Origin of the sequence: Xanthomonas sp. DAR 34887 (assembly GCF_041245805.1) — a bacterium.
Lineage (GTDB): Bacteria > Pseudomonadota > Gammaproteobacteria > Xanthomonadales > Xanthomonadaceae > Xanthomonas_A > Xanthomonas_A tesorieronis.
Map to the genome: position 1 here is coordinate 3,907,210 of NZ_CP162490.1, position 21,204 is coordinate 3,928,413.

Here is a 21,204-nt window from a genome sequence, read left to right on the forward strand (position 1 = left end):
CGAAAAGCCAGCAACGGCGCGGGTTTGAGCCGCTTGGGCGGGCGCGGTTCAGCGCCCTTCAGTGCTTGACGCGCGCGTTCGAGGACGCTTTCGGCTTGGGCTTGCGCCGCTCCGGCTCGCCCTCGGCAGCGGCCGCGGCCTTCGGCTTCAGCGGCGTCTCCAGTGCCAGGTCGAGCACTTCGTCGATCCACTTCACCGGCACGATCTTCAGGTCGCGGGTGACGTTCTCCGGAATGTCGGCCAGATCCTTGCGGTTCTCTTCCGGGATGATCACCGTGCGGATGCCGCCGCGCAGCGCCGCCAGCAGTTTCTCCTTGAGTCCGCCGATTGCCGACACGCGGCCGCGCAAGGTGATCTCGCCGGTCATCGCCACATCGGCCTTGACCGGCACCTTGGTCAGCATCGACACCAGCGACGTCACCATCGCGATGCCGGCACTGGGGCCGTCCTTCGGCGTGGCGCCATCGGGCACGTGCAAATGCACGTCGTGCTTCTGCAGGAAGTCGACCTCGATGCCGAGCCGCTCGGCGCGCGAACGCACCACCGACAGCGCCGCCGAGGCCGATTCCTTCATCACGTCGCCAAGCTGGCCAGTGAGGATCACCGCGCCCTTGCCCGGAACCAGGGTCGATTCGATCTGCAGCAGATCGCCGCCGACTTCGGTCCAGGCCAGGCCGGTGACCAGGCCGACTTCGTTCTGCTCCTCGGCGCGGCCGAAATCGAAGCGGCGCACGCCCAGGTACTTGTCCAGGTTCTTGGAGCCGACGCTGACCCGCGCCTTGTCCTTGCGAACCGCAGCGCCTTTCTTCGCCGGCGTCTTCTTGGCCAGCACCGGCTGCGGACCGGCCAGCGCCAGTTCCTTGACCACCTTGCGGCAGATCTTGGCGACTTCGCGCTCGAGGTTGCGCACGCCGGACTCGCGCGTGTAGTAGCGCACGATGTCGCGGATCGCGTCGGCGGCGATCTCCAGCTCGTCGCCCTTCAGGCCGTTGGCCTTCAGCTGCTTGGGCACCAGGTAGCGCATGGCGATGTTGAGCTTCTCGTCCTCGGTGTAGCCGGGGATGCGGATCACCTCCATGCGGTCGAGCAGCGGGCCGGGGATGTTCAGCGAGTTGGAGGTCGCCACGAACATCACTTCGGACAGGTCCAGATCCACTTCCAGGTAGTGGTCGTTGAACGCGTTGTTCTGCTCGGGATCGAGCACTTCCAGCAGCGCCGAGGACGGATCGCCGCGGAAGTCCATCGACATCTTGTCGATCTCGTCGAGCACGAACAGCGGGTTCTTGCTGCCCACCTTGTTGAGGTTCTGCACGATGCGGCCCGGCATCGAGCCGACGTAGGTCCGCCGATGCCCGCGGATCTCCGCCTCGTCGCGCACGCCGCCCAGCGACATGCGCACGAACTTGCGGTTGGTCGCCTTGGCGATGGACTGACCGAGCGAGGTCTTGCCGACGCCGGGCGGGCCGACCAGGCACAGGATCGGCCCCTTCATCTGCTTCACCCGCGACTGCACCGCGAGGTATTCGAGGATGCGGTCCTTGACCTTCTCCAGCCCGTAGTGATCGGCGTCCAGCGTCTCCTGCGCGACCTTCAGGTCCTTGCGCACCTTGCTGCGCTTCTTCCACGGCACGCCCAGCAGCCAGTCGAGGTAGTTGCGCACCACCGCGGCTTCGGCCGACATCGGCGACATCTGCTTGAGCTTGTTGAGCTCGGCCTTGGCCTTGGTCTCCACCGGCTTGGGCATGCCGGCCTCGGCGATCTTGCGCGCCAGCTCTTCCAGCTCGCCGGGCGCGTCGTCCAGGTCGCCCAGCTCCTTCTGGATCGCCTTCATCTGCTCGTTGAGGTAGTACTCGCGCTGGCTCTTCTCCATCTGCGACTTGACCCGGCCGCGGATGCGCTTCTCCAGCTGCTGCACGTCGATCTCGCCGTCGACCAGGCCGACCAGCATCTCCAGCCGCTCACCCACTTCCAGCGTTTCCAGCAGGCGTTGCTTGTCGGCCAGGCGCACGCCAATGTGCGCGGCGATGGTGTCGGCCAGGCGGCCCGGCTCGTCGATGCCCGACAGCGTCTGCAGCAGTTCCGGCGGCAGCTTGCGGTTGGTCTTGACGTACTGCTCGAACAGCGACATCAGCGAACGCGCGATCGCCTCGACCTCGCGCTCCTCGCGCGACTCGGCCGCATCGATCTCGCTGCCTTCGCCCTGCAGCGCGCCATCGCGTTCGACCACCTTGTCGACGCTGACCCGCGACAGCCCCTCGACCAGCACCTTGATGGTGCCGTCGGGCAGCTTCAGCAATTGCAGCACCTGCGCCAGGGTGCCGACGTTGTACAGGTCCGCCGCCGCCGGATCGTCGGTCTCGGCGGACTTCTGCGCGACCAGCAGGATGCGCTTGTCGGCCTCCATCGCGTGCTCGAGCGCGCGCATCGATTTGTCGCGGCCGACGAACAGCGGGATGACCATGTGCGGGAAGACCACGACGTCGCGCAACGGCAGGACCGGCAGGTCGAGGACTTCGGATTTGGACTGGGCCATGAGGGTTCCGATGTGGGGTGCGGGAATGCGGAAAAGGCGGGCATAAAAATGCCGATGGCCCCGTTATGGGGCCATCGGCTGGACGATGCAAGGGCAGCAAAAAAGCCCCTTTTCTTTCAAGCATTTAGCCAATCGCGAAGACCGCGGCAGGACAGCGCCACGGCTTCACCCGGCACTCACTCGGCCGAGGCCACCTTCGGCGCCGGCGGCGGGGTCTGGTAGATCAGGTACGGCTCGGACTTGTGTTCGATCACCGACTCGTCCACCACCACCTTGCTGACGTTTTCCTGCGACGGCAGTTCGTACATCGTATCCAGCAGCACCGACTCGACGATGGTGCGCAGGCCGCGCGCGCCGGTCTTGCGCTTGAGCGCCTTCTTGGCGATGGCCAGCAACGCATCGGCCCGGAACTCCAGTTCCACGCCTTCCATCTCGAACAGCTTCTTGAACTGCTTGGTGATCGCGTTCTTCGGCTCGGTCAGGATCCGGATCAGCGCCGGCTCGTCCAGCTCCTCGAGCGTGGCGACCACCGGCAGGCGGCCGACGAACTCGGGGATCAGGCCGAACTTGATCAGGTCTTCCGGCTCCACTTCCGCCAGGATCTTGCCGACTTCGCGCTTGCGCTCGGCACTCTTCACCTTGGCGCCGAAGCCGATGCCGCCGACGTCGTTGGAACGCTGCTGGATCACTTTGTCCAGACCGGCGAACGCGCCGCCGCAGATGAACAAAATATTCTTGGTGTCCACCTGCAGGAATTCCTGCTGCGGATGCTTGCGCCCGCCCTGCGGCGGCACCGACGCCACGGTGCCTTCGATCAGCTTCAGCAGCGCCTGCTGCACGCCTTCGCCGGACACGTCGCGGGTGATCGACGGGTTCTCGCTCTTGCGCGAGATCTTGTCGATTTCGTCGATGTAGACGATGCCCTGCTGCGCTTTGTCGACGTCGTAGTCGCATTTCTGCAGCAGCTTCTGGATGATGTTTTCCACGTCCTCGCCGACGTAGCCGGCTTCGGTCAGCGTGGTCGCATCGGCGATCGTGAACGGCACGTTGAGCAGGCGCGCCAGCGTTTCGGCCAGCAGCGTCTTGCCCGAACCGGTCGGACCGACCAGCAGAATGTTGGACTTGGCCAGTTCGACTTCGTCGTTCTTCTGCCGGCTCTCGATGCGCTTGTAGTGGTTGTACACGGCCACGGCGAGCGTGCGCTTGGCGCGCTGCTGCCCGATCACGTACTGGTCCAGCACCTCGAGGATTTCCTTGGGCTTGGGCAGGCTGCTGCGTGCGGACTGCGCCTTCTCCTCGAGCTCCTCGCGGATGATGTCGTTGCACAGCTCGACGCATTCGTCGCAGATGAACACGCTCGGCCCGGCGATCAGCTTACGGACCTCGTGTTGACTCTTGCCGCAGAACGAGCAGTACAGAATCTTGTTGCTGTCGCCGGAACGGCCTTGCCGGTCTTCGCTCATTGCTTCGCTTACCCAGTTACCCCACCCGATGAACGGGGGTTCGATTTCGAGAATAGCACAGGGCCGGGAGGACGCTAGCCCGACCCCGGCCCTGCGGAATACGCTGCGTTTTTCAGTACATGCAAGCCTTATGCCGGCTGGATCGACTCTTCCGGACGCCGCTCCAGCACCTGGTCGACCAGCCCGTAGGCCTGCGCATCGACAGCGCTCTTGAAGTTGTCGCGCTCGGTATCGCGGGCGATGGTTTCCAGCGACTGGCCGGTGTGCTTGGCCAGGATTTCGTTCAGCCGCGCGCGCAGGGTCAGGATCTCGCGGGCGTGGATGTCGATATCGGTGGCCTGGCCCTGGAAGCCGCCCAGCGGCTGGTGGATCATCACCCGCGAGTTCGGCAGCGCATAGCGCTTGCCGGCCGCGCCCGACGCCAGCAGCAGCGCGCCCATCGAGGCGGCCTGGCCGACGCAGATGGTGCTCACGTCCGGCTTGATGTACTGCATGGTGTCGTAGATCGCCATGCCGGCGGTGACCACGCCGCCGGGCGAGTTGATGTAGATGCTGATGTCCTTTTCCGGGTTGTCGGCTTCCAGGAACAGCATCTGCGCCACGATCACGTTGGCCATGTGGTCGTCGATCGGACCGACCAGGAAGATCAGCCGCTCCTTCAGCAGGCGCGAATAGATGTCGTAGGCACGCTCGCCGCGGCTGGTCTGCTCGACCACCATCGGAACCAGATTCAACGCCTTGGTCACATTGTCCACGCGGGAACTCCTGCTTTTAAGTTAATCCCCGCACAGGGATGTGCGGGCTCTTGCGACGGGCCTTATTGCCGGATCGCTTCCTGGAACGTCATCGCCTGCTCGGTGTGCCTGGCGCGCTCGGCGATCCAGTCGATCACCTGCTCCTCCATCACACGGCTCTGCAGTCCACCCATCAATTGGGGGTCGTTGCGGTACATCTCAATGACCTGTTCCGGTTCTTCGTAGGTCGAGGCGATCAGGCGCAGGGTTTCCGAGACGCGCTTGGGGTCCAGGCGCAGCTCGTTGCGGCGGGCGACCTCGCCGACCAGCAGGCCGACCAGCACGCGCTTGCGCGCCGCGTCCACGAAGCCCTGGTGGGCGTCGTCCGGCACCTGGCCCGGATCGCGGCCGGAGCGGCGCATCTGCTCCACCTGCTGCGCCAGCATCGAACGCGCTTCGTTCTCGACCAGGCGCGGCGGCATTTCCACCGACGCGTAGGCGGCGATCAGCTGCTCGCCGACCTCGCGACGCAGCCGGTTCATCAGCGCGCCCTTGAGCTCGCGCTCCAGGTTGATGCGGATGTCCTTGCGGAACTGCTCGGCGTCGCCGCTCTTCACGCCGAAGCTCTTGATGAACTCCTTGTCCACCTCCGGCAGCACCGGCGCGGCGACGTCGACCGCCTTCACGTGCACCTCGACCTGCTTGCCGGCGAACTGCGGCACGCGCCAATCGGCCGGGAAATCGACGGTCAGGGTCTTTTCCTCGTCCTTGGACAGGCCGACCAGGCCCTGCTCGATCGCCGGGAACATGACGCCCGAGCCGATCACGCTGCTGCCCTTCTCCACGCCCTCGGCGGGCAGGCGCTCGTCGCCGGCCTGCGACCAGGTTTCCAGGGTCACCAGATCGCCGTCCTGCGCCGGACGCCCGGCGGGCTGCCAGGTGCGGCGCTGCAGGCGCAGGTTCTCGATCATCTGCTCGATGTCGGCGTCGGTGACCTCGGCGGTGTGGCGGACCACTTCCAGCTTGGCCACATCGATGTCGCCGAAGTCGGGCACCACTTCGAAGGTCGCCACGAACTGCAGTTCGTTGTCGCCGGCGCGGTCGATGCGCGGGTTGCCGGCCAGGCGCAGTTCGTGCTCACGCACCGCCGAGTCGAAGGTCTCGCGCAGCAGGCCGTCCAGCGCCTCGGCGCGGATCTGCGGCCCGAAGCGCTGCTCGATCACCTTCGGCGGGATCTTGCCGGGACGGAAGCCCTTGATCCGCGCGGTGCGCGCGACTTCGCGCAGGCGGCCGCCGATATGGGTCTCCAGACGCTCCTCCGGCAGGGTGAAGGTCAGACGCCGTTCCAAGGTACCGGTGGTTTCGATCGAAGCTTGCATGTGGACTCCTGCCACCGGGAGCCCACGGGGCTCTCGGCACGATGTAGTAAAGACGGGTTGACGCGGGCACGGGACGGCCGCCGCAGCCGGATAGTTTCGCCTATTCCCGCGGTGCCTGCCAGCGCACCGGGTCGGGCCGGTGCCGCTGCAGGCCTGGCGCGGCGGGGGATGCAGCCGGCGGGACCTGGGCGCAGCGGGCCACGCAAGCGCCGCCGGGATGGTGCGAAAGAGGGGACTCGAACCCCTACGCCTTGCGGCACTGGTACCTAAAACCAGGGCGTCTACCAATTCCGCCACTTTCGCGCTGCAGCGCTCGAAGGCGCGCCCGTGCATTGTTGCAGGCCTGCCGGCAAAGAAAAAGGCGCGCGGCGCAGTGGATGGCGCTCTGCCCGGCCGGAGGCCGGGGATGCGGAACTCTCGCCCGCCGATCGGGACACGGCGCCGCAGGCCTTTTGCAATCAAGGTATTAGATCGCCTCACTGCGAAGATCGAGCGTCGAAATGCCGGCGCGGAGCGCATATTCCGCGATCCCGCCGATGGCGAGGGCGCCAGACAATCTCCCTCAGCGCCTGGACGCCCGCCGACGCCCGCGCACCGCCGCCGGCGCCAGCACGAAGGCCAGCGACATCGGCCGGTCGCGCGACGGATCGCGCGGGCGGCTCAGCAACGCACAGAGCCGTTCCAACAGCGCATTGGCCTCGGCCAGTTCCGCCTGGTTGAGCCAGCCCTTGTTGCGCGCCGCCCACAGTTGCCGGCCGGAGCCGTCGACCTCGACATCGTGCTGCTTCAAGGCGGCCTGGAAGTCGCGCTCGGCGACCTGCGTCAGGCCCTTGGCATAGGCGGCCAGGGCCGCCACCGCCTCTGCGCTGGCCAGGTCGTAGGACAGGCGCAGCGGGACGCCGGCATTGCCCGCGAGCCGGAACACCCGCTCCCCGGCCGCGCCCTCGCCTTCGCGCATGAGCCCGCTCTCGGCGAGCAACTGCAGATGGTAGTAGAGCCCGTCCGCAGGACGTCCCAGCTGTTCGGACAGCTCCGCGACGCTGGCCTCTCCACCCAGCGACGCCAGCGTATCGACCAGTTCCTGCCGTACCGGCGACGCCAGGAGACGGATATGCGCCGGATCGCGGATCGCGGCGGCGTCTAACGGGTGTTCGGCTTTTTTCGTCATTTTGAAATTATATGGTATTTTTTCAACACATTCCCAGGGACGCCTCCATGCAAAGCCCGCACTTGCTCCGCGCATTCCTGTTTCTCTTCGCCATCTCGCCAATCCTGGGCGCCGCGTCCGGTCAGGCGGCCGAGCGCTACACCCCGCAGCAACTGCGCGCCGACATCGATGCCCTGGAAGCAGGCATCGCCGCGACCCATCCGCAACCGTCGCATTCGGTCGATCCTGCACGGCTCCAGCGCGCCATCGACGCATTGCGCCAGCGGGTTTCGACCAGCCTGGATCGCGATGCGGCCTGGCGGGAATTCTCCACGCTCAATCCGCTGCTTGCGGACGGCCACTTCTTCGTCGGTTACGCCGACTGGCGCGGCGAGACGGAACACTATCTGCGCGACGGCGGCGCGCTGTTTCCGTTCGAGATCACAGTCGATGCACAGGCACGGGTGCGGATCCTCTCCGCATTGGGCGGCGCCCCGACCGCGTTCGCCGGGCGCCGGGTCGAGGCGATCAATGGCGCCCCCGCGGACCAGGTCGCACGCGCATTGCTGGCGCATGTGCACGGCGACAGCGCGCGCTTCCGTGCCGACCTGCTGTCGCGACGTTGGTGGTTCTTCTACTGGAAGGTGTACGGCGCGCCCCCGACCTTCCGGCTGACGCTCGCCGGGCCGCAGCAGGCGCGGCTGCGCATACCCGCAAGCCATGCACGCCCTTCGATCCTGCTCGGCGAGGACGATTTCGACCGGCAATTCGCCTTCGAACTGCGTCCGGACGCCGCCGCGGTCATGACGATCCGGACCTTTTCGTGGCCCGAGCCGGCCGCATTCGTGGCGTTCGCGCGCCGTGCGTTCCAACAGATGCAAGCCAACGGCACGCGAACGCTGATCATCGATGTGCGGCAGAACGGCGGCGGCGACGATGCGATGTGGCTGCAAGGGCTGCTGCCCTACCTCGCCGACCGCCCGTATCGCTGGGCATCGCGCTACACCAAGAAAGCGCTCCGCGACGACCCGGCGAAGCACGAGCGGCAGGGCGAGGTCCTGAGCGGAACCGTGGACACCTGGGCGACTCCGCAGACCGCAGATCCGCTGCACTTCGGCGGCAAGGTCTATGTGCTGATCGGCCGCGGCACCTATTCCTCGGCGGTGCTGTTCGCCGACACGATGCAGGATTTCGGCTTCGGGACGCTGCTCGGCGAGGGCGCCAGCGTCAGGAGCACGCAGACCGGCGGCGTGCAGAAGATCGCGCTGCCGCACACCGGCCTGGTGCTGTGGGCGCCGCGGCTGCTACTGGTGCGGCCGTCGGGAGCGGCGACGCCGATCTGGCTCACGCCGGACATCGTCCTCGACGACGATCCGCTGCGGCCCGACGCGATGGTGGAGGCGGCACTGGCGATCGCGGCGGCGAGGCACTGAGCGTGGACGCACGCGCCATGCCATCACAGCTGCGCCAAAAAAGATTGGCGCATAAAAAAACAGCCACTTGGCTTGCGCTAAGTGGCTGTTTTATTTGGTGGGCCGTCAAGGATTCGAACCTTGGACCTATTGATTAAGAGTCAACTGCTCTACCAACTGAGCTAACGGCCCTGAAACTGAGTCGCGCATTTTATGCGCTTTTTTGCTTCGTTGCAACACCCCGCGAAGCAGCGGGTCACGCGATCAATGGGGTGGCTGAGGGGACTCGAACCCCCGACATCTGGAATCACAATCCCCACCGAGCTTCCCAGTCTACAACGTTTTGGAGCGTTTGTGACGCCCCGGGTGACGCACAGGTGACATCTCGGACGGTAAAGGTGACGCGCCCTAATAACCCTGCCTATAGACAGAACCTTCCCCCGCGGAGGACGAAGACCAAGCTCCCTTCAAGCTACCAACAATCCCTAGATAGGGATAGTATAGCCCCGCCGCAGCGGTAGCACTTAAGACTCCCTCCTTCAGTTCACCTGGAGGGAGCTTCAAGTCCCCCCCTGACGGTGCCGGTTTTCGCCAAGTTCCACCCTAAGCCTCCGCCTTACGGCGGGGGCGGTTTTCGTTTGCCCACATTATCTCACTTTAGGGATTCATGCCTAATATGCAACATACCGCCCAAGCACTTCACAACCGACAGCTGCAGCTTGAAGCCGAATCCACTTCTCTCGGGATCGCTCGATACGAAAAGGCCGCCAAGAACACCGACGAGGCCGACACCGGCCCCGGAAGGAAGCTGGTCATGCAGGCAGTCGCCAGGACCGGCGAGGCCATCCGCGCGTTCGTAGAGAAGGCGAAGACTGGCGGCGGCGGCAGGCGCCACACCGCCGTGAAGTGGTTGGAGCACCTCGACCCGGAAGGCTGCGCCTATTTGACGGCGACGGTCTGCGTCAATGCGCTGACGGGCGACAAGGCCAAGTTGATCGCAGTCGCTCGCTCCGTCGGCTCCGCCATCGCACAGGACGTGAACTACAAGAAGCTGAGGGACAACCACGCCGGCCTCTACCGGGTGATCCAGCAGCAGCTCAAGAAGTCCACCTCCGCACACCACGCGACCGGCGTGATGAACCACGCGCTGGCGAAGACCGAGACCGAGCTGTTCATCTTCTCCCCGGAGGAAGAGACGCTGGTAGGCATGAAGCTCATCGAGCTGTTCATCGAGGCGACCGACCTGGCCGAAATCGTCGTGACCCGACCACGTAAGAACCAGACCGTGGCGACCCTGCAAGGTACGCCCGCGATCATGGACTGGCTTCAGAAGGCCCACGAGAGCGCCTCCATGTTCCTGCCGGTGTGGATGCCGATGCTGGTCCCACCGCGCGACTGGACCACCCCGCGCGACGGCGGATACCTGACCGACATCGGCGGCCGCGCCGACCTAGTCCGGACCAGGAATCGCGCCTACAAGCGCGAGCTGGAGCAGGCTGACATGCCGAACGTCTACCGGGCGGTCAACCTGATCCAGTCCACCGCCTGGAAGGTCAACAAGCCGATCCTGGAAGTGATGCAAGACGCCTGGGCGATGGGCGGCGGCTTCGCCGACCTCCCCTCCCGCGATCTGCTAGAGCTGCCGGCCCAGCCGGAGCTGCTGGCCACCGACCCCAACTTTTATAAGGAGCACCACGCCGCCGAGTTCAAGGACTGGAAGCGCAGCCGCGCCGAGGTCTACGAGGAGAACGCCCGCGGCATGTCGCGGCGCCTGTCGGCAGCGCAGAAGATCGCGCTGGCGATGAAGTTCAAGGATGAGGAAGCGATCTATTTCCCCCACAACCTCGACTTCCGCGGCCGCGTCTACCCGATTCCCTCGATCCTGACGCCGCAGGGCGACGACCAAGCCAAGGCGCTTCTTACCCTGGCCGAGGGCGTGCCGCTCGGCAAAGACGGCGCGTTCTGGCTAGCGGTCCACCTCGCCAACTGCTTCGGCGTGGACAAGGTGTCCTTTGACGAGCGCGTGGCGTGGGTGAAGGCGAACGAAGAGATGATCCTCGACTCCGCCTTGTCCCCACTCGACGGTCAGAGGGCCTGGTCCAAGGCCGACTCCCCCTTCTGCGCACTGGCGGCCTGCTTTGAATGGCTGGGCTACACCATGAACGGCTACGCGCACGTCTCGCACCTGCCCGTGGCCCTCGACGGCTCCTGCAATGGCCTGCAGAACTTCTCCGCGATGTTGCGGGACGAGGTCGGAGGAGCGGCAACCAACCTGCTACCGGCAGTTACGCCAGCCGACATTTACACAAAGGTTAAGGACGTGTCCGCAGTCCGCATCAAAGCGGAAGCCGAGGCCGGCGACGCCTGCGCGGTCTTTTGGGACGGCCTCTTGACGCGCGGCATCGTCAAGCAGCCTGTCATGACCCTACCCTACGGCGTCACCAAGTCCGGCATGCGCGGCCAGGTGCTCGCCAACGCGAAGAAGGAGGGTCTCTCTCCGTCCAACGAACAGGCCGCCTACTTGGGCGACGTGCTGTGGGACTGCATCGGCGAGGTCGTCGTGGCGGCGCGCCAAGCGATGGACTGGTTGAAAGATGCGTCCAAGGTCGCCTCATCGTCGGACCTGCCCATTGCGTGGACCACGCCAGCCGGCTTCCCCGTCCTCCAGGAGTACCGGGAGGACCTCGGCAAGACGATGGATACCCACGTCGGCGGCAAGCGGGTGCAATTAACCCTGGCTATTGACGGGACCAAACTCGACCGTCGTCGGCAGGGCCTGGGCATCTCGCCCAACTTCGTTCACTCCTGCGACGCGAGCCACCTGATGCTCACCACCTGCATCGCCGCTGACAACGGCATCAAGAGCTTCGCGATGATCCACGACTCTTACGGCACGCACGCCGGCAACACCGCCTGGCTGGCCGCTGCGCTCCGGCACGCATTCGTCCGTCAGTACGAGGGCAACGTGCTTGGGGACTTCCGCAGGGAGCTTGCCGAGCAGCTCCCCTCAGAGGTTGCCGCTGACCTCCCGGACATTCCGCCCGTAGGCGGCCTGGACCTCTCCGCAGTGCTGGAGAGTGCCTACTTTTTTGCCTGATATATCCCTATTTAGGGATATATCCCTACAAAGGATTCTTCTATGAGCATCAATTTCAACGCACGCCTGGGTACGTACGTGGCCCAAGACAACATCGGCCAAGTGGTCGCGGTCTACGACCCGAAGGTCCACGGCACTGTGGAGGAATTTCGCAACAGCATGGGCCGCAGCGAGTGACAGAGCCGCGGCTCCGCTCGCACGTCCTCCACTCCCGAAGCGCGCACGCGGCCAGCCGCGGCGCCTTCGCGGCTCTGAGTGGAGTGCAGATGGTCGAGCACCCCGCAGACCAGCTAATCGGGCTGGCCTGCGCTTTCCGCTTCACCGCCGAAGCCTGCGGCTACTCGCCGACCGGCCTCCTGGCGCTGACCGAACGTATGGAAGCGGACTGCCGCTTCCGCGAACTCAACACCCTCTCGGCCGTCCGCAAGTACGCCGAGGAAGAACTGGCGAAAAAGCTGCCTTGAACGAAATCGAGCGCCTGCTGGAGCGGGCCGAACTTGAGAGCGAGCTGTACGGCGCGGTCTCCACATCCACCGAAGCTCGCCTGATCGAGGCCGGCTACATCATCGACACCAACGAAACCCATGACCCAGAAGAAAGCGAATAAGCGTTACGTCTCCCCTACCGGCGTGGCTATCTGGCCGCGCCTGAATGCACCCGACACCAAGTTCAACGCCGACGGCGAGTTCTCCGCCAAGCTGGCGATGGATGAATCCGACGCCGAAGTCCAAGCGTTCATCAAGAAGATGACCGTCGTGCGCGACGAGGCGTTCGAGCAGTTCAAGTCCGAGAACCCGAAGCACAAGAAGGCCACGCTGGTGGACTTCTGGGGCACCGAGGTGGACGACGAAGGCGACGAGACCGGTCGCATCACCTTCAACTTCAAGATGAAGCACAAGGTCAAAGCCAAGAAGACCGGCAAGGTCTACACCCTGGTCCCGTCGATCATCAACGCCAAGCGCGAAGTTCTGAAGAACCCGCCGAACATCGGCGGTGGCTCGATCCTGAAGGTCAGCTTCGAAGCCATCCCGTACTTCGCGGCGGCGGACAAGAAGTTCGGCATTTCACTGCGGATGGTCGCGGTGCAGATCATCAAGCTGGTCGAGTTCGGCGGCGCCAGCCGCGCGGCCGACGACTTCGACGAGGAGGAGGGGGACGACATCGCGGACGGTGCAGACCGCAGCGACGACGACGACTCGGACGACGACTCCAGCGACGGAGATGATGGCGACGACGGCGACTACTAAGCCCTCGTCAAAGGTCACGAAAGGGGCGGCTCCGGCCGCCTCTTTCCGTTTCCCCATCGACCCCGTCCCGGCTTCTCGGCCCCGCGTTACGCGCTGGGGCACGTACCACACGAAGACTTACAAGACCTGGCTGGAAGCAGCAGCCGAGTACCTGGCAACCACCCGCGCCAAGCTCCCCGAAGGGAAGCTGCATGTGGTCCTGGAGTTCGTTTGCCACCGCCCGAAAACCACCAAGCTGGTCACCCCGAAGGGTGACATCGATAACTACGCCAAGGCGCCCCTCGACGCCATAACGCATGCCGGCATCTGGCCGGACGACAAGTGGATTGTGAGCCTCTACGCCTCCAAGCGCTTCGTCGAGGAAGGCGAGCAACCGCATACGTCGTTGCAGGTCTACCTGTGCGACTGAAGAAGATGACCTCCCCCGACCAACTGTTCGTGACCGCATCCATGACTCGGCCCGACCACAAGGTCACTGGCGCCGAACTGGCGCGAATCCACCGATCCCAGGGCTTCTCCAAGATCGCAGTCCACTTCGTCGTCGAGCGCGACGGCACCGTCCACCACGGCCGCACCCTTGATGAACCCGGATGCCTGGCAGCCGGAGCGAACCACCGCTCTCTGCAGGTGTGCCTGGTGGGCGGCGTCGATGAGTCCCTGACCCCAACCGACAACTTCTCCGAGCAACAGCGATCCGCGCTGCGGCGACTCGTGCGTAAGCACGGTTTGCCCGTGGCGTTCGACCGCGTGTGCCCTCTACAGGAAACCTAGCAATGAAACTGTCCCGTCAAGCCAATCTGATCGTCGATCACCTCTACACCAACCAGCACATCACCTCGTGGCAGGCCGAAGGCGTGTACCGCGTTCGCCGGCTGGCATCGCGCATCACCGAGTTGAAGCGCGCTGGCTACGACATCCGCAAAGAGCGTTGCCAGGACGCGACGGGGCAGTCCTACACCCGCTACTCCTTCACCCGCGCCCAGAAGCGGCGTGGCGCGCCCATCAACACGCCGAGCAAGGAGCAGCCGCGCTTTCTGCTGGACCGCGTGATCGAGCTGTACCGCGCGTACTGCAAGAAGGAACTGCACATGGACGGCGATGACCTCGACATCGAGTCGGCCGACTTCCGCACGTTCGTCGAGGAGGCCAAGTGATGGAACTGATCCCCAACGCGATGCGCTTGGCCTTCGACAAAGCCACCGCCGAAACCCCGAAGACCGAGCGCAGCCGGACGTACGCGATGGTCCGCTCGGCGCACAGTCGCAAGCTGGGCGTGACCCGCCGCAAGACCATGTGGTCGGTCGAGCGTGTCAGCCGACGCTGAATCTCACTGCGTCGCCAAGGAGCCGTGCCCGAAGTGTGGAAGTCGCGACAACCTCGCGCGCTACGACGACGGGCATGGATTTTGTTTCGGCTGCAGTCACTACGAGCCGGCAACTGGTGACGCGACACGCACTCAATCAAGGCCACGCATGTCAGACGAATTCGCACAGGGCGAGGTATCCGCCCTGGCCGCGCGCGGTCTGCTGGAAGAAACGTGCCGCAAGTTCTCCTACTGGGTAGGCAAGAACAAGGACGGCAAAACCTGCCAGATCGCTAACTACCGCCGCGATGGGCGCACCGTCGCGCAGAAGCTCCGCTTCAAGGACAAGAAGTTCGCCTTCATTGGCGACTCCAAGCAGGCCGGGCTATTCGGCCAACACCTCTGGCAACCAACCCGCCGCCTTGTCATCACCGAAGGCGAGATTGACGCACTTAGCGTCGCCCAGGTTCTCGGCCTGAAGTGGCCCGTGGTGTCCGTTCCAAACGGCGCACAGGGCGCAGCCAAGTCCATCAAGCGCGAACTTGAGTGGGTGGAGGCGTTCGACGAAGTTGTCATCATGTTCGACATGGACGAGCCGGGCCAGGCCGCCGCACAGGAGGTCGCCGCCATCCTCTCGCCGGGCAAGGCGCGCATCGCCCAGCTGCCAATGAAAGACCCGAACGAGATGCTCAAGGCCGGAAACGGAGAGGCCATCGTCTCGTGCATCTACGAGGCACAGACGGTTCGCCCCGACGGCATCGTGACGTTCGGCTCGGTGCGTGAGAAGGCACTGGCGCCGGTCGTGGTTGGCATGCCTTGGCCGTGGGATGACTTGACCACATACACCCTGGGCCGCCGTTACGGCGAAATCTATGGGTTGGGTGCCGGAACCGGCATGGGCAAGTCAGACGTGTTCGACGAAATCATCGTGTTCACGGCGACCACCTGCAACGAGAAGTGCGGTGTACTGAAGCTGGAGCAGCCGCCCGCCGAAACCGCGAAGCGTCTGGCGGGCAAGTACGCCTCCAAGAGGTTCCACGTACCGGACGCAGGCTGGTCCCAGCAAGAGCTGGAGGACGCGTTCGACATTTTGGACAGCACCGGCAACGTGGTCCTCTACGACCACTTCGGGACCACCGACTGGGAAGTTATCGCCTCAAAGATGCGCCACATGGTCGTCGCCGACGGCGTGAAGCACATTTTCCTGGACCACCTAACGGCCCTGGCGGCCGACGCCGAGGACGAGAAGAAGGTCCTGGAACAGGTGATGGCCGCGCTGGCGAAACTGGCGATGGAACTCAACGTCTGCATCTACTTCATCTCGCACTTGACGACGCCCGAGAAGGGTTCGCCGCACGAGGAAGGCGGGCGCGTGACCATCCGTCAGTTCAAGGGAAGCCGCGCCATCGGCTTCTGGTCGCACTTCATGTTCGGCTTGGAACGCGATCAGCAGGCCGGCAACGAACGCATTCGCACCACAACCACCCTACGTGTCCTGAAGGACCGCTACACCGGCCAGGCCACGGGCAAGTGCATCTACCTCGCATACGACGAGCAGACGGGCCGCCTGGTCCCGACCACCGATCCGTATGAGGACGATGATGACGGCAGCAACTTCGGCGACGAGTCCGGCTCTCCCTACTGAGCCGCTCCGCAGCCACGACGGCTACATCCCACACGACGCCTCGGCTGCACTCGCAGCGAGCATGGCGTTCCCGCTTGAACTCCCCAAGACGCGCGCCACGGCGGTCTCCCGATACGGGAAGCCGGCACGGCGAGTGCGCGTCCATATCCACGTTGAGGAAATACCCGAATGAGCTTCAAGAACATCTGCCTCGCCCTGCACGCCTTCCTGACGCCGGCTCCGAGCGTGGACGCCATCGTCGCTGACCTGGACCGCACCCTGGGCAAGCTGGACGCCGCCGAACGCAAGTTGCAGGACCGTGCCGCCCTCGCCGAGAAGAAAGCGGCGGCGCTGGTCCAGTCGGCCGTGAAGTGCCGCATCCACGCGGGCCGCGCGCGACGCGTCGCCACGCGCATCTCGGGCATCATCGAATGACCTACGGCGCCTACATCGCGGGCATCTTCCTGGACATCCCGGATGCGGCGCGGGGCGTCGCCATCCTCGGTGGGGGCGCCCTTCGTTCGTACTACGATGGCACCGACGCGAAGGACTACGACCTGTTCTTCCGGTCATACCAGGACTACCTGATCGCCTTCGCTGCGTTCTCGCAGCAGGGTGACCGCTACATGGAGCTGGTGGCTCCTCCGGGGACCTCGCAGTTCCATGACCTGAGCACCGGCCGTCTGTTCAACTTGGTCGGCTTCCACTTCGACACGCCGCAAGGCCACCGAGATTCCTTCGACTTCCGCTGCTGCATGTTCGCGGCCTGGTTGGAAGGTCTCGTCCCCCTCTCCTCTGAGCACCCTGACGCCGCATCCGACGCCAAAGCCAAGCGCCTAGTCGTCATGAACAACAACGGCGACGAACGCACCTACGCCCGGATGCAACGCTACAAGGGATACGGCTACCGCCTGGACCTGGGTCTCGACGAAGACCTGTCTCACCGACCGGTCGACGTTCCGCTGCCGTGTTTTGAGCGCATCAAGCAACTGCTGAAGAGCTACCCCAAAGCAGCGCGAGGTATCGGCTCCGATGGCCTGGCTGGTATTTGACAACGAAACCAACGGGCTACTCGACGAACTCAACACGATCCACTGCATCTCCCTCCAAGAAGTAACTCCGGAGGGTGTGCCGGTGGGCGAGGTGTTGTCAGCCAACCGCGTAAACGGCGAGCTGACTATCGAGCAAGCGTTAAAGCTGCTGGAAGAAGCGGAGGTGGTGATCGGCCACAACATCATCAACTTCGACATCCCGGCCATCCAGAAGCTCTATCCAGGCTTCAAGGTCAAACGAGCGCTGGACACGATGCTGCTGTCCACCCTGCTATGGCCGGATCTTCGCGACCGAGACTTCAATGCAGCCAAGAAGAACCCCGGCAAGCTGCCCGGCCAGTTCATCGGCCGGCACTCGCTGGAAGCCTGGGGCTACCGCCTCGGTGAATGGAAGGGCGACTACTCCGCGTCCATGAAGGCCAAGGGTCTCGACCCGTGGGCGGCCTGGAACCAAGAGATGGACGACTACTGCGACCAAGACGTGCGCGTCACGCAGAAGCTCTTTGCCCTGCAGATGACCAAGGGACTGTCGCAAGAAGCGATTGATCTGGAGCACGCCATCGCGCCGATCCTCCAGCGCCAGACCGCCTATGGGTTCCTGTTCGACCAGAAGAAGGCCGACAAGCTGCAGCGCGAGTTCCTCACCAGCAAGGCGCGGCTCACCGACGAGCTGTCGCGGGTGTTCCAGCCTTGGCGTGAAAGCCTTGGCATGTTCGTCCCGAAAGTCAACAACGCAAAGCTCGGCTACGTCAAAGGTGTGCCACAGGAGAAGTTCAAGTCGTTCGTGTTCAACGCAGGCTCACGCGACCACATCGCGAAGCGCCTAAAAGCGTTGCACGGCTGGAAGCCTATGGTGTTCACGCCAGAGGGCCGGCCGAAGATCGACGAAGAAACGCTCGGGCACCTCAAGTACCCAGAGATTCCCATGTTGCTGCGCTACCTCACAGTAACGAAGCGCGCAGGGCAGCTGGCCGAGCCGCCGCCGAAGCTCAAGAAGGACGGCACCCCAAGCAAGTCTCAAAAGAAGTCCGAAGCATGGATCGCACAGGTCAAGCAGGATGGCCGCATACACGGCCGAGTAAACCAGAACGCTGCGGTCACCGGACGCATGACGCACTCCGGCCCGAACATGGCCCAGGTCCCGAAGGTCCAGAAGAGCAAAGACGGCATCCTGTTCGGCGAGCCAGGCGGCTGGGGCTATGAGTGCCGCGAGCTGTTCCATGTGCCGAAGGGCAAGAAGTTGGTGGGCGCCGACGCATCGGGCCTGGAGTTGCGCTGCCTGGCTCACTTCATGGCCGCATTCGACGACGGCGCCTACGCAAGGGTGCTGCTGGAAGGCGACATCCACGCGGTCAATCAGAACGCGGCTGGACTGCCCACGCGTGACAACGCCAAGACCTTCATCTACGCCTTCCTCTACGGGGCGGGCGACGAAAAGATTGGGTCGATCATCGGCAAAGGCCGCAAGGCCGGCAAGGAGCTGAAGCAGAAGTTCCTGGAAGGACTGCCGGCGCTCGCCAAGCTGGTGAAGGGTGTCAAGAAGCGGGCCAAGACCAAGGGCTACCTGATCGGCCTCGACGGCCGAAAGCTGCACATCCGCAGCGACCACGCAGCACTGAACACGCTGCTGCAGTCAGCCGGTGCCCTGGTCATGAAGAAGGCCCTCCACATCCTCGACACGCGACTGCAGGAAGCCGGCATGGTTCCGGGCGTGCACTACGAGTTCGTCGGCAACATCCACGACGAGTGGCAGATCGAGGTGGACGAGGACAAGGCCGATTTCGTGGGGCAGACCGCCGTAGCCTCCATCCGTGCTGCAGGTGACTACTTCGGTTTCCGCTGCCCACTCGATGGCGAGTACAAGATCGGCAACAACTGGGCAGAAACCCACTGACGAAACGACGCACCTACGATCCAGCGGGTGTTCTCTTGCGCTGCGCTAGGCGGCGGGCGCAGAAGCGCGGCCTCCCCTTCGACCTGATCGTCGAGGACATCAATGTCCCCCGCTTCTGCCCCGCCCTGGGCATTCCGCTGTACCGGGCTTCCGGTCGGCGAGCGCAGGGGCCGAACTCCCCCACCCTGGATCGCATCACGCCTGAGCTTGGATACGTGCGCGGCAATGTCCGCGTCATCTCTAGCCGGGCCAACCAGATCAAGTCCGACGCCACACCAGCAGAGCTATTGCAGGTGGCTTGTTTCTACCAGGAGAACACCTGAGCAACGCCCCCAAGTGAACCCGAAGCTACTACTCCAGGCCCTCGCCGGCCTGCTGTTACTCGTCGCGCTCGGCGCTGGCGGGTACGCCGTGTGGTCCTACCGCTCCATGACGGAGCGCGTCACCTCCCTTGAGGGGACCGCACGCGAATACGAAGACCTCAAGAAGTCGGTGGATGCACTCCAGAAGGAGGCCGTCCTCCGCGCCTCCCTCGACAAATCAATCCGTGACTCACGCGCCGCCGTGAATCGTTCCGTGGAGACCGCATCCAATGAAACGCCTGTTGTCGCTGGCTATCTGCACCAGCGCATTCCTGACGAGCTGCGCAACGCCCACTTCGCTGATCGAGCCGTACCTCCAGCCGTGCGTCATTGACGGCGAACACGCGTCTCTCGACGCGGTGATGGCCGATCCCGCATCCACCACCTACGACCTCTACCACTTCGGCGGCAACGCCGAGGATGCCCTTGCGCGCTGCAACGCCGACAAGGAATCCATCAAGCGCCTCCAGGAGGGCAAGCGATGAGCAGCAAGACAACCCTCGTCCACTTCGTGGGCGGCCCCGCCGACGGCGAGAAGCGCCACATCGCCGAGTACATGGGCACCTTCCGCGTTGCGGAGTCCCCCGAACTGGGCCTCTGCGCGTCGAATTCGACGGCGCCGGAGCGGGTGATCGCCAAGGTCCATACCTACGTCATCCGCCAGGTAGGCCGCCGCTGTGTCGTGGCGGTCCACGAGGACTTGGCGTGAGGGAGCGGCTACTCTTATTCACTGCGGTGTGCAGTTTTCCTGGTAAGAGCGCCTTCCTCTTCCACTCCGATGCATTCTCCATCCAGACATGGTCGGACCTTGAGCGCGCTGGGCAAGACGCGGTCGCCGAGGCATGGGCAAACATCGCCGACTGTCCGCCGCCTGTCGTCGTCGGGTACTTGGAGGGCGGCCTGGCCCTGACACTTGAGGGCCAGCGGTGATCCGTGCCCGGCCGATCCTCCTGATCGACGCCGACGTGCTTCGCTACTACATGGCCTTCAAAAACACGAAGTCCATCGACTGGGATGGCGACGGCGAAACAATGGAGGTCTATCAGCCTGAGAAGGCGAAGGTCGAAGTAGCCGAGTACATCGCCGAGCTGGTCGAGAAGTTCAAGGCCAGCGACTACGTGCTCCCGCTTTCGTGCCCTGAGCACAACTTCCGCAAAGACGTTGACCCAACGTACAAGCAAGCCCGCCACCAAAAGACTAAGCCTGTTCTGTGGCATGCCCTGGACGAGTTCATCCACGAAGAGTTCGCCGACAAAATCGTCAAGCGTTACGCCCTGGAGGGCGACGACATCCTCGGCACCCTGGCGACCCATCCGGCACCGAAGCGGTGCCCCGGCCCCCGCATCGTCGTGTCGATCGACAAGGACCTGCAGACGATTCCCTGTCGGCTCTACAACCCGAACAAGCCCGACCTCGGCGTGCGGACTATTTCGCAGCACGACGCGGATCTGTTCTGGATGAAGCAGACCCTCATGGGCGACACGACCGACAACTACCCCGGCTGTCCGGGCATCGGCGCCAAGCGTGCTGACGAGGCCCTCATGCCGGTCCACGAGGAGTACCGCGAGTGCTCCCCCCAAGAGCACCTGCAGGCGCTCTGGAAGGCCATCGTGACGGTCTACGAGAAGAAGGAACTGACGGCCGACGCCGCTCTAGTTCAAGCACGCCTCGCGCGAATCCTGCGTCACGGCGACATCAACTACAAAACCAACAAGGTGAAATTATGGCAACCCTGATCCTGTTCTTGACCGGCCTGTCGTGGCTGGTCCTCTCGTTCAACACAGTGGCCTGGGGGGCGACCATTTTGGCCGTCCGCCGCCGTCCGTGGATGGCGGACTATCTCCGCCTGAACTGGCTCGACGCAGCCGCGGCGTTGGCCGTGTGCTGGCTGCTTGCGGGGTGGCTCTCGTGAAGCGCCTACTCGCAGCTTATTTCGCCCTTTACGCCATCGGCATCA

Annotated in this window: 23 protein-coding genes and 2 tRNA genes; 18 read left to right on the top strand and 7 right to left on the bottom strand. The window is 64.3% G+C overall.

Annotated features, from left to right (window positions below; all coding sequences use genetic code 11):
- Positions 1-58: 58 nt before the first annotated feature.
- From lon to AB3X08_RS16490, 6 genes are all read right to left on the bottom strand, one after another.
- Positions 59-2,533: an endopeptidase La gene (gene lon, locus AB3X08_RS16465; RefSeq protein ID WP_369933891.1), complete on the bottom strand. Its 2,475-nt coding sequence runs from the start codon at positions 2,531-2,533 to the stop codon at positions 59-61.
- 176 nt (positions 2,534-2,709) lie between these two features.
- Complete coding sequence (gene clpX, locus AB3X08_RS16470) at positions 2,710-3,996, bottom strand: ATP-dependent Clp protease ATP-binding subunit ClpX (RefSeq protein WP_184411656.1); 1,287 nt, start codon at positions 3,994-3,996, stop codon at positions 2,710-2,712.
- A gap of 128 nt (positions 3,997-4,124) precedes the next feature.
- Complete coding sequence (gene clpP / locus AB3X08_RS16475; protein ID WP_184411657.1) at positions 4,125-4,751, bottom strand: ATP-dependent Clp endopeptidase proteolytic subunit ClpP; 627 nt, start codon at positions 4,749-4,751, stop codon at positions 4,125-4,127.
- Positions 4,752-4,813: 62 nt separating this feature from the next.
- Positions 4,814-6,109: a trigger factor gene (gene tig / locus AB3X08_RS16480; protein ID WP_369933892.1), complete on the bottom strand. Its 1,296-nt coding sequence runs from the start codon at positions 6,107-6,109 to the stop codon at positions 4,814-4,816.
- 218 nt (positions 6,110-6,327) lie between these two features.
- Positions 6,328-6,412: transfer RNA gene (locus AB3X08_RS16485), tRNA-Leu, on the bottom strand.
- A gap of 259 nt (positions 6,413-6,671) precedes the next feature.
- On the bottom strand, positions 6,672-7,277 hold the full coding sequence (locus AB3X08_RS16490; protein WP_369933893.1) for a winged helix-turn-helix domain-containing protein: 606 nt from the start codon (positions 7,275-7,277) through the stop codon (positions 6,672-6,674).
- 62 nt (positions 7,278-7,339) lie between these two features.
- On the opposite strand from AB3X08_RS16490, the gene AB3X08_RS16495 reads away from it, so the two are divergent.
- Positions 7,340-8,689 carry a S41 family peptidase gene (locus AB3X08_RS16495; protein WP_369933894.1) on the top strand — a complete coding sequence of 450 codons (1,350 nt, stop codon included), beginning with the start codon at positions 7,340-7,342 and terminating at the stop codon, positions 8,687-8,689.
- A gap of 95 nt (positions 8,690-8,784) precedes the next feature.
- Here the strand turns inward: AB3X08_RS16495 and AB3X08_RS16500 are convergent.
- A tRNA-Lys gene (locus tag AB3X08_RS16500) sits at positions 8,785-8,860 on the bottom strand.
- A 484-nt stretch (positions 8,861-9,344) separates the two neighbouring features.
- Between AB3X08_RS16500 and AB3X08_RS16505 the strand changes: the two genes are divergently transcribed.
- The 17 genes from AB3X08_RS16505 to AB3X08_RS16585 all read left to right on the top strand — a co-directional run bounded on the left by AB3X08_RS16505 (position 9,345) and on the right by AB3X08_RS16585 (position 21,159).
- Positions 9,345-11,765, top strand: coding sequence for a DNA-directed RNA polymerase (locus AB3X08_RS16505; protein WP_369933895.1), 2,421 nt, complete (start codon positions 9,345-9,347; stop codon positions 11,763-11,765).
- Between the two features lie 42 nt (positions 11,766-11,807).
- Complete coding sequence (locus tag AB3X08_RS16510) at positions 11,808-11,942, top strand: hypothetical protein (RefSeq protein ID WP_369933896.1); 135 nt, start codon at positions 11,808-11,810, stop codon at positions 11,940-11,942.
- An 89-nt stretch (positions 11,943-12,031) separates the two neighbouring features.
- The gene (locus AB3X08_RS16515) at positions 12,032-12,229 is read left to right on the top strand and encodes a hypothetical protein (RefSeq protein WP_369933897.1); all 198 of its coding nucleotides are present in this window, start codon (positions 12,032-12,034) and stop codon (positions 12,227-12,229) included.
- A complete protein-coding gene (locus tag AB3X08_RS16520; RefSeq protein WP_369933898.1) occupies positions 12,226-12,372 on the top strand; it encodes a hypothetical protein in 147 nt (48 codons plus the stop codon). The genes AB3X08_RS16515 and AB3X08_RS16520 overlap by 4 nt, the downstream gene beginning before the upstream one ends.
- On the top strand, positions 12,350-13,012 hold the full coding sequence (locus tag AB3X08_RS16525) for an ssDNA-binding protein (protein WP_369933899.1): 663 nt from the start codon (positions 12,350-12,352) through the stop codon (positions 13,010-13,012). The genes AB3X08_RS16520 and AB3X08_RS16525 overlap by 23 nt, the downstream gene beginning before the upstream one ends.
- Positions 12,987-13,421, top strand: coding sequence for a RusA family crossover junction endodeoxyribonuclease (locus tag AB3X08_RS16530; protein WP_369933901.1), 435 nt, complete (start codon positions 12,987-12,989; stop codon positions 13,419-13,421). The genes AB3X08_RS16525 and AB3X08_RS16530 overlap by 26 nt, the downstream gene beginning before the upstream one ends.
- A gap of 5 nt (positions 13,422-13,426) precedes the next feature.
- Entirely contained in the window at positions 13,427-13,783 is a 357-nt protein-coding gene (locus AB3X08_RS16535; protein ID WP_369933902.1) for an N-acetylmuramoyl-L-alanine amidase, read from the top strand.
- A gap of 2 nt (positions 13,784-13,785) precedes the next feature.
- Complete coding sequence (locus AB3X08_RS16540) at positions 13,786-14,166, top strand: helix-turn-helix domain-containing protein (protein ID WP_369933903.1); 381 nt, start codon at positions 13,786-13,788, stop codon at positions 14,164-14,166.
- A complete protein-coding gene (locus AB3X08_RS16545; protein WP_369933904.1) occupies positions 14,166-14,336 on the top strand; it encodes a hypothetical protein in 171 nt (56 codons plus the stop codon). Before AB3X08_RS16540 ends, AB3X08_RS16545 begins: the two co-directional genes overlap by 1 nt.
- Positions 14,337-14,484: 148 nt before the next feature.
- Complete coding sequence (locus AB3X08_RS16550) at positions 14,485-15,960, top strand: toprim domain-containing protein (protein WP_369933905.1); 1,476 nt, start codon at positions 14,485-14,487, stop codon at positions 15,958-15,960.
- A gap of 168 nt (positions 15,961-16,128) precedes the next feature.
- A complete protein-coding gene (locus AB3X08_RS16555; RefSeq protein ID WP_369933906.1) occupies positions 16,129-16,374 on the top strand; it encodes a hypothetical protein in 246 nt (81 codons plus the stop codon).
- Positions 16,371-16,991, top strand: coding sequence for a hypothetical protein (locus AB3X08_RS16560; RefSeq protein ID WP_369933907.1), 621 nt, complete (start codon positions 16,371-16,373; stop codon positions 16,989-16,991). The genes AB3X08_RS16555 and AB3X08_RS16560 overlap by 4 nt, the downstream gene beginning before the upstream one ends.
- The gene (locus AB3X08_RS16565) at positions 16,972-18,885 is read left to right on the top strand and encodes a DNA polymerase (protein WP_369933908.1); all 1,914 of its coding nucleotides are present in this window, start codon (positions 16,972-16,974) and stop codon (positions 18,883-18,885) included. Before AB3X08_RS16560 ends, AB3X08_RS16565 begins: the two co-directional genes overlap by 20 nt.
- A gap of 592 nt (positions 18,886-19,477) precedes the next feature.
- A complete protein-coding gene (locus AB3X08_RS16570) occupies positions 19,478-19,732 on the top strand; it encodes a hypothetical protein (RefSeq protein ID WP_369933909.1) in 255 nt (84 codons plus the stop codon).
- The gene (locus AB3X08_RS16575; protein ID WP_369933910.1) at positions 19,729-19,956 is read left to right on the top strand and encodes a hypothetical protein; all 228 of its coding nucleotides are present in this window, start codon (positions 19,729-19,731) and stop codon (positions 19,954-19,956) included. Before AB3X08_RS16570 ends, AB3X08_RS16575 begins: the two co-directional genes overlap by 4 nt.
- 217 nt (positions 19,957-20,173) lie before the next feature.
- On the top strand, positions 20,174-20,983 hold the full coding sequence (locus AB3X08_RS16580; protein WP_369933911.1) for a phage exonuclease: 810 nt from the start codon (positions 20,174-20,176) through the stop codon (positions 20,981-20,983).
- Complete coding sequence (locus AB3X08_RS16585; protein WP_369933912.1) at positions 20,971-21,159, top strand: hypothetical protein; 189 nt, start codon at positions 20,971-20,973, stop codon at positions 21,157-21,159. The genes AB3X08_RS16580 and AB3X08_RS16585 overlap by 13 nt, the downstream gene beginning before the upstream one ends.
- Positions 21,160-21,204 lie beyond the last annotated feature (45 nt).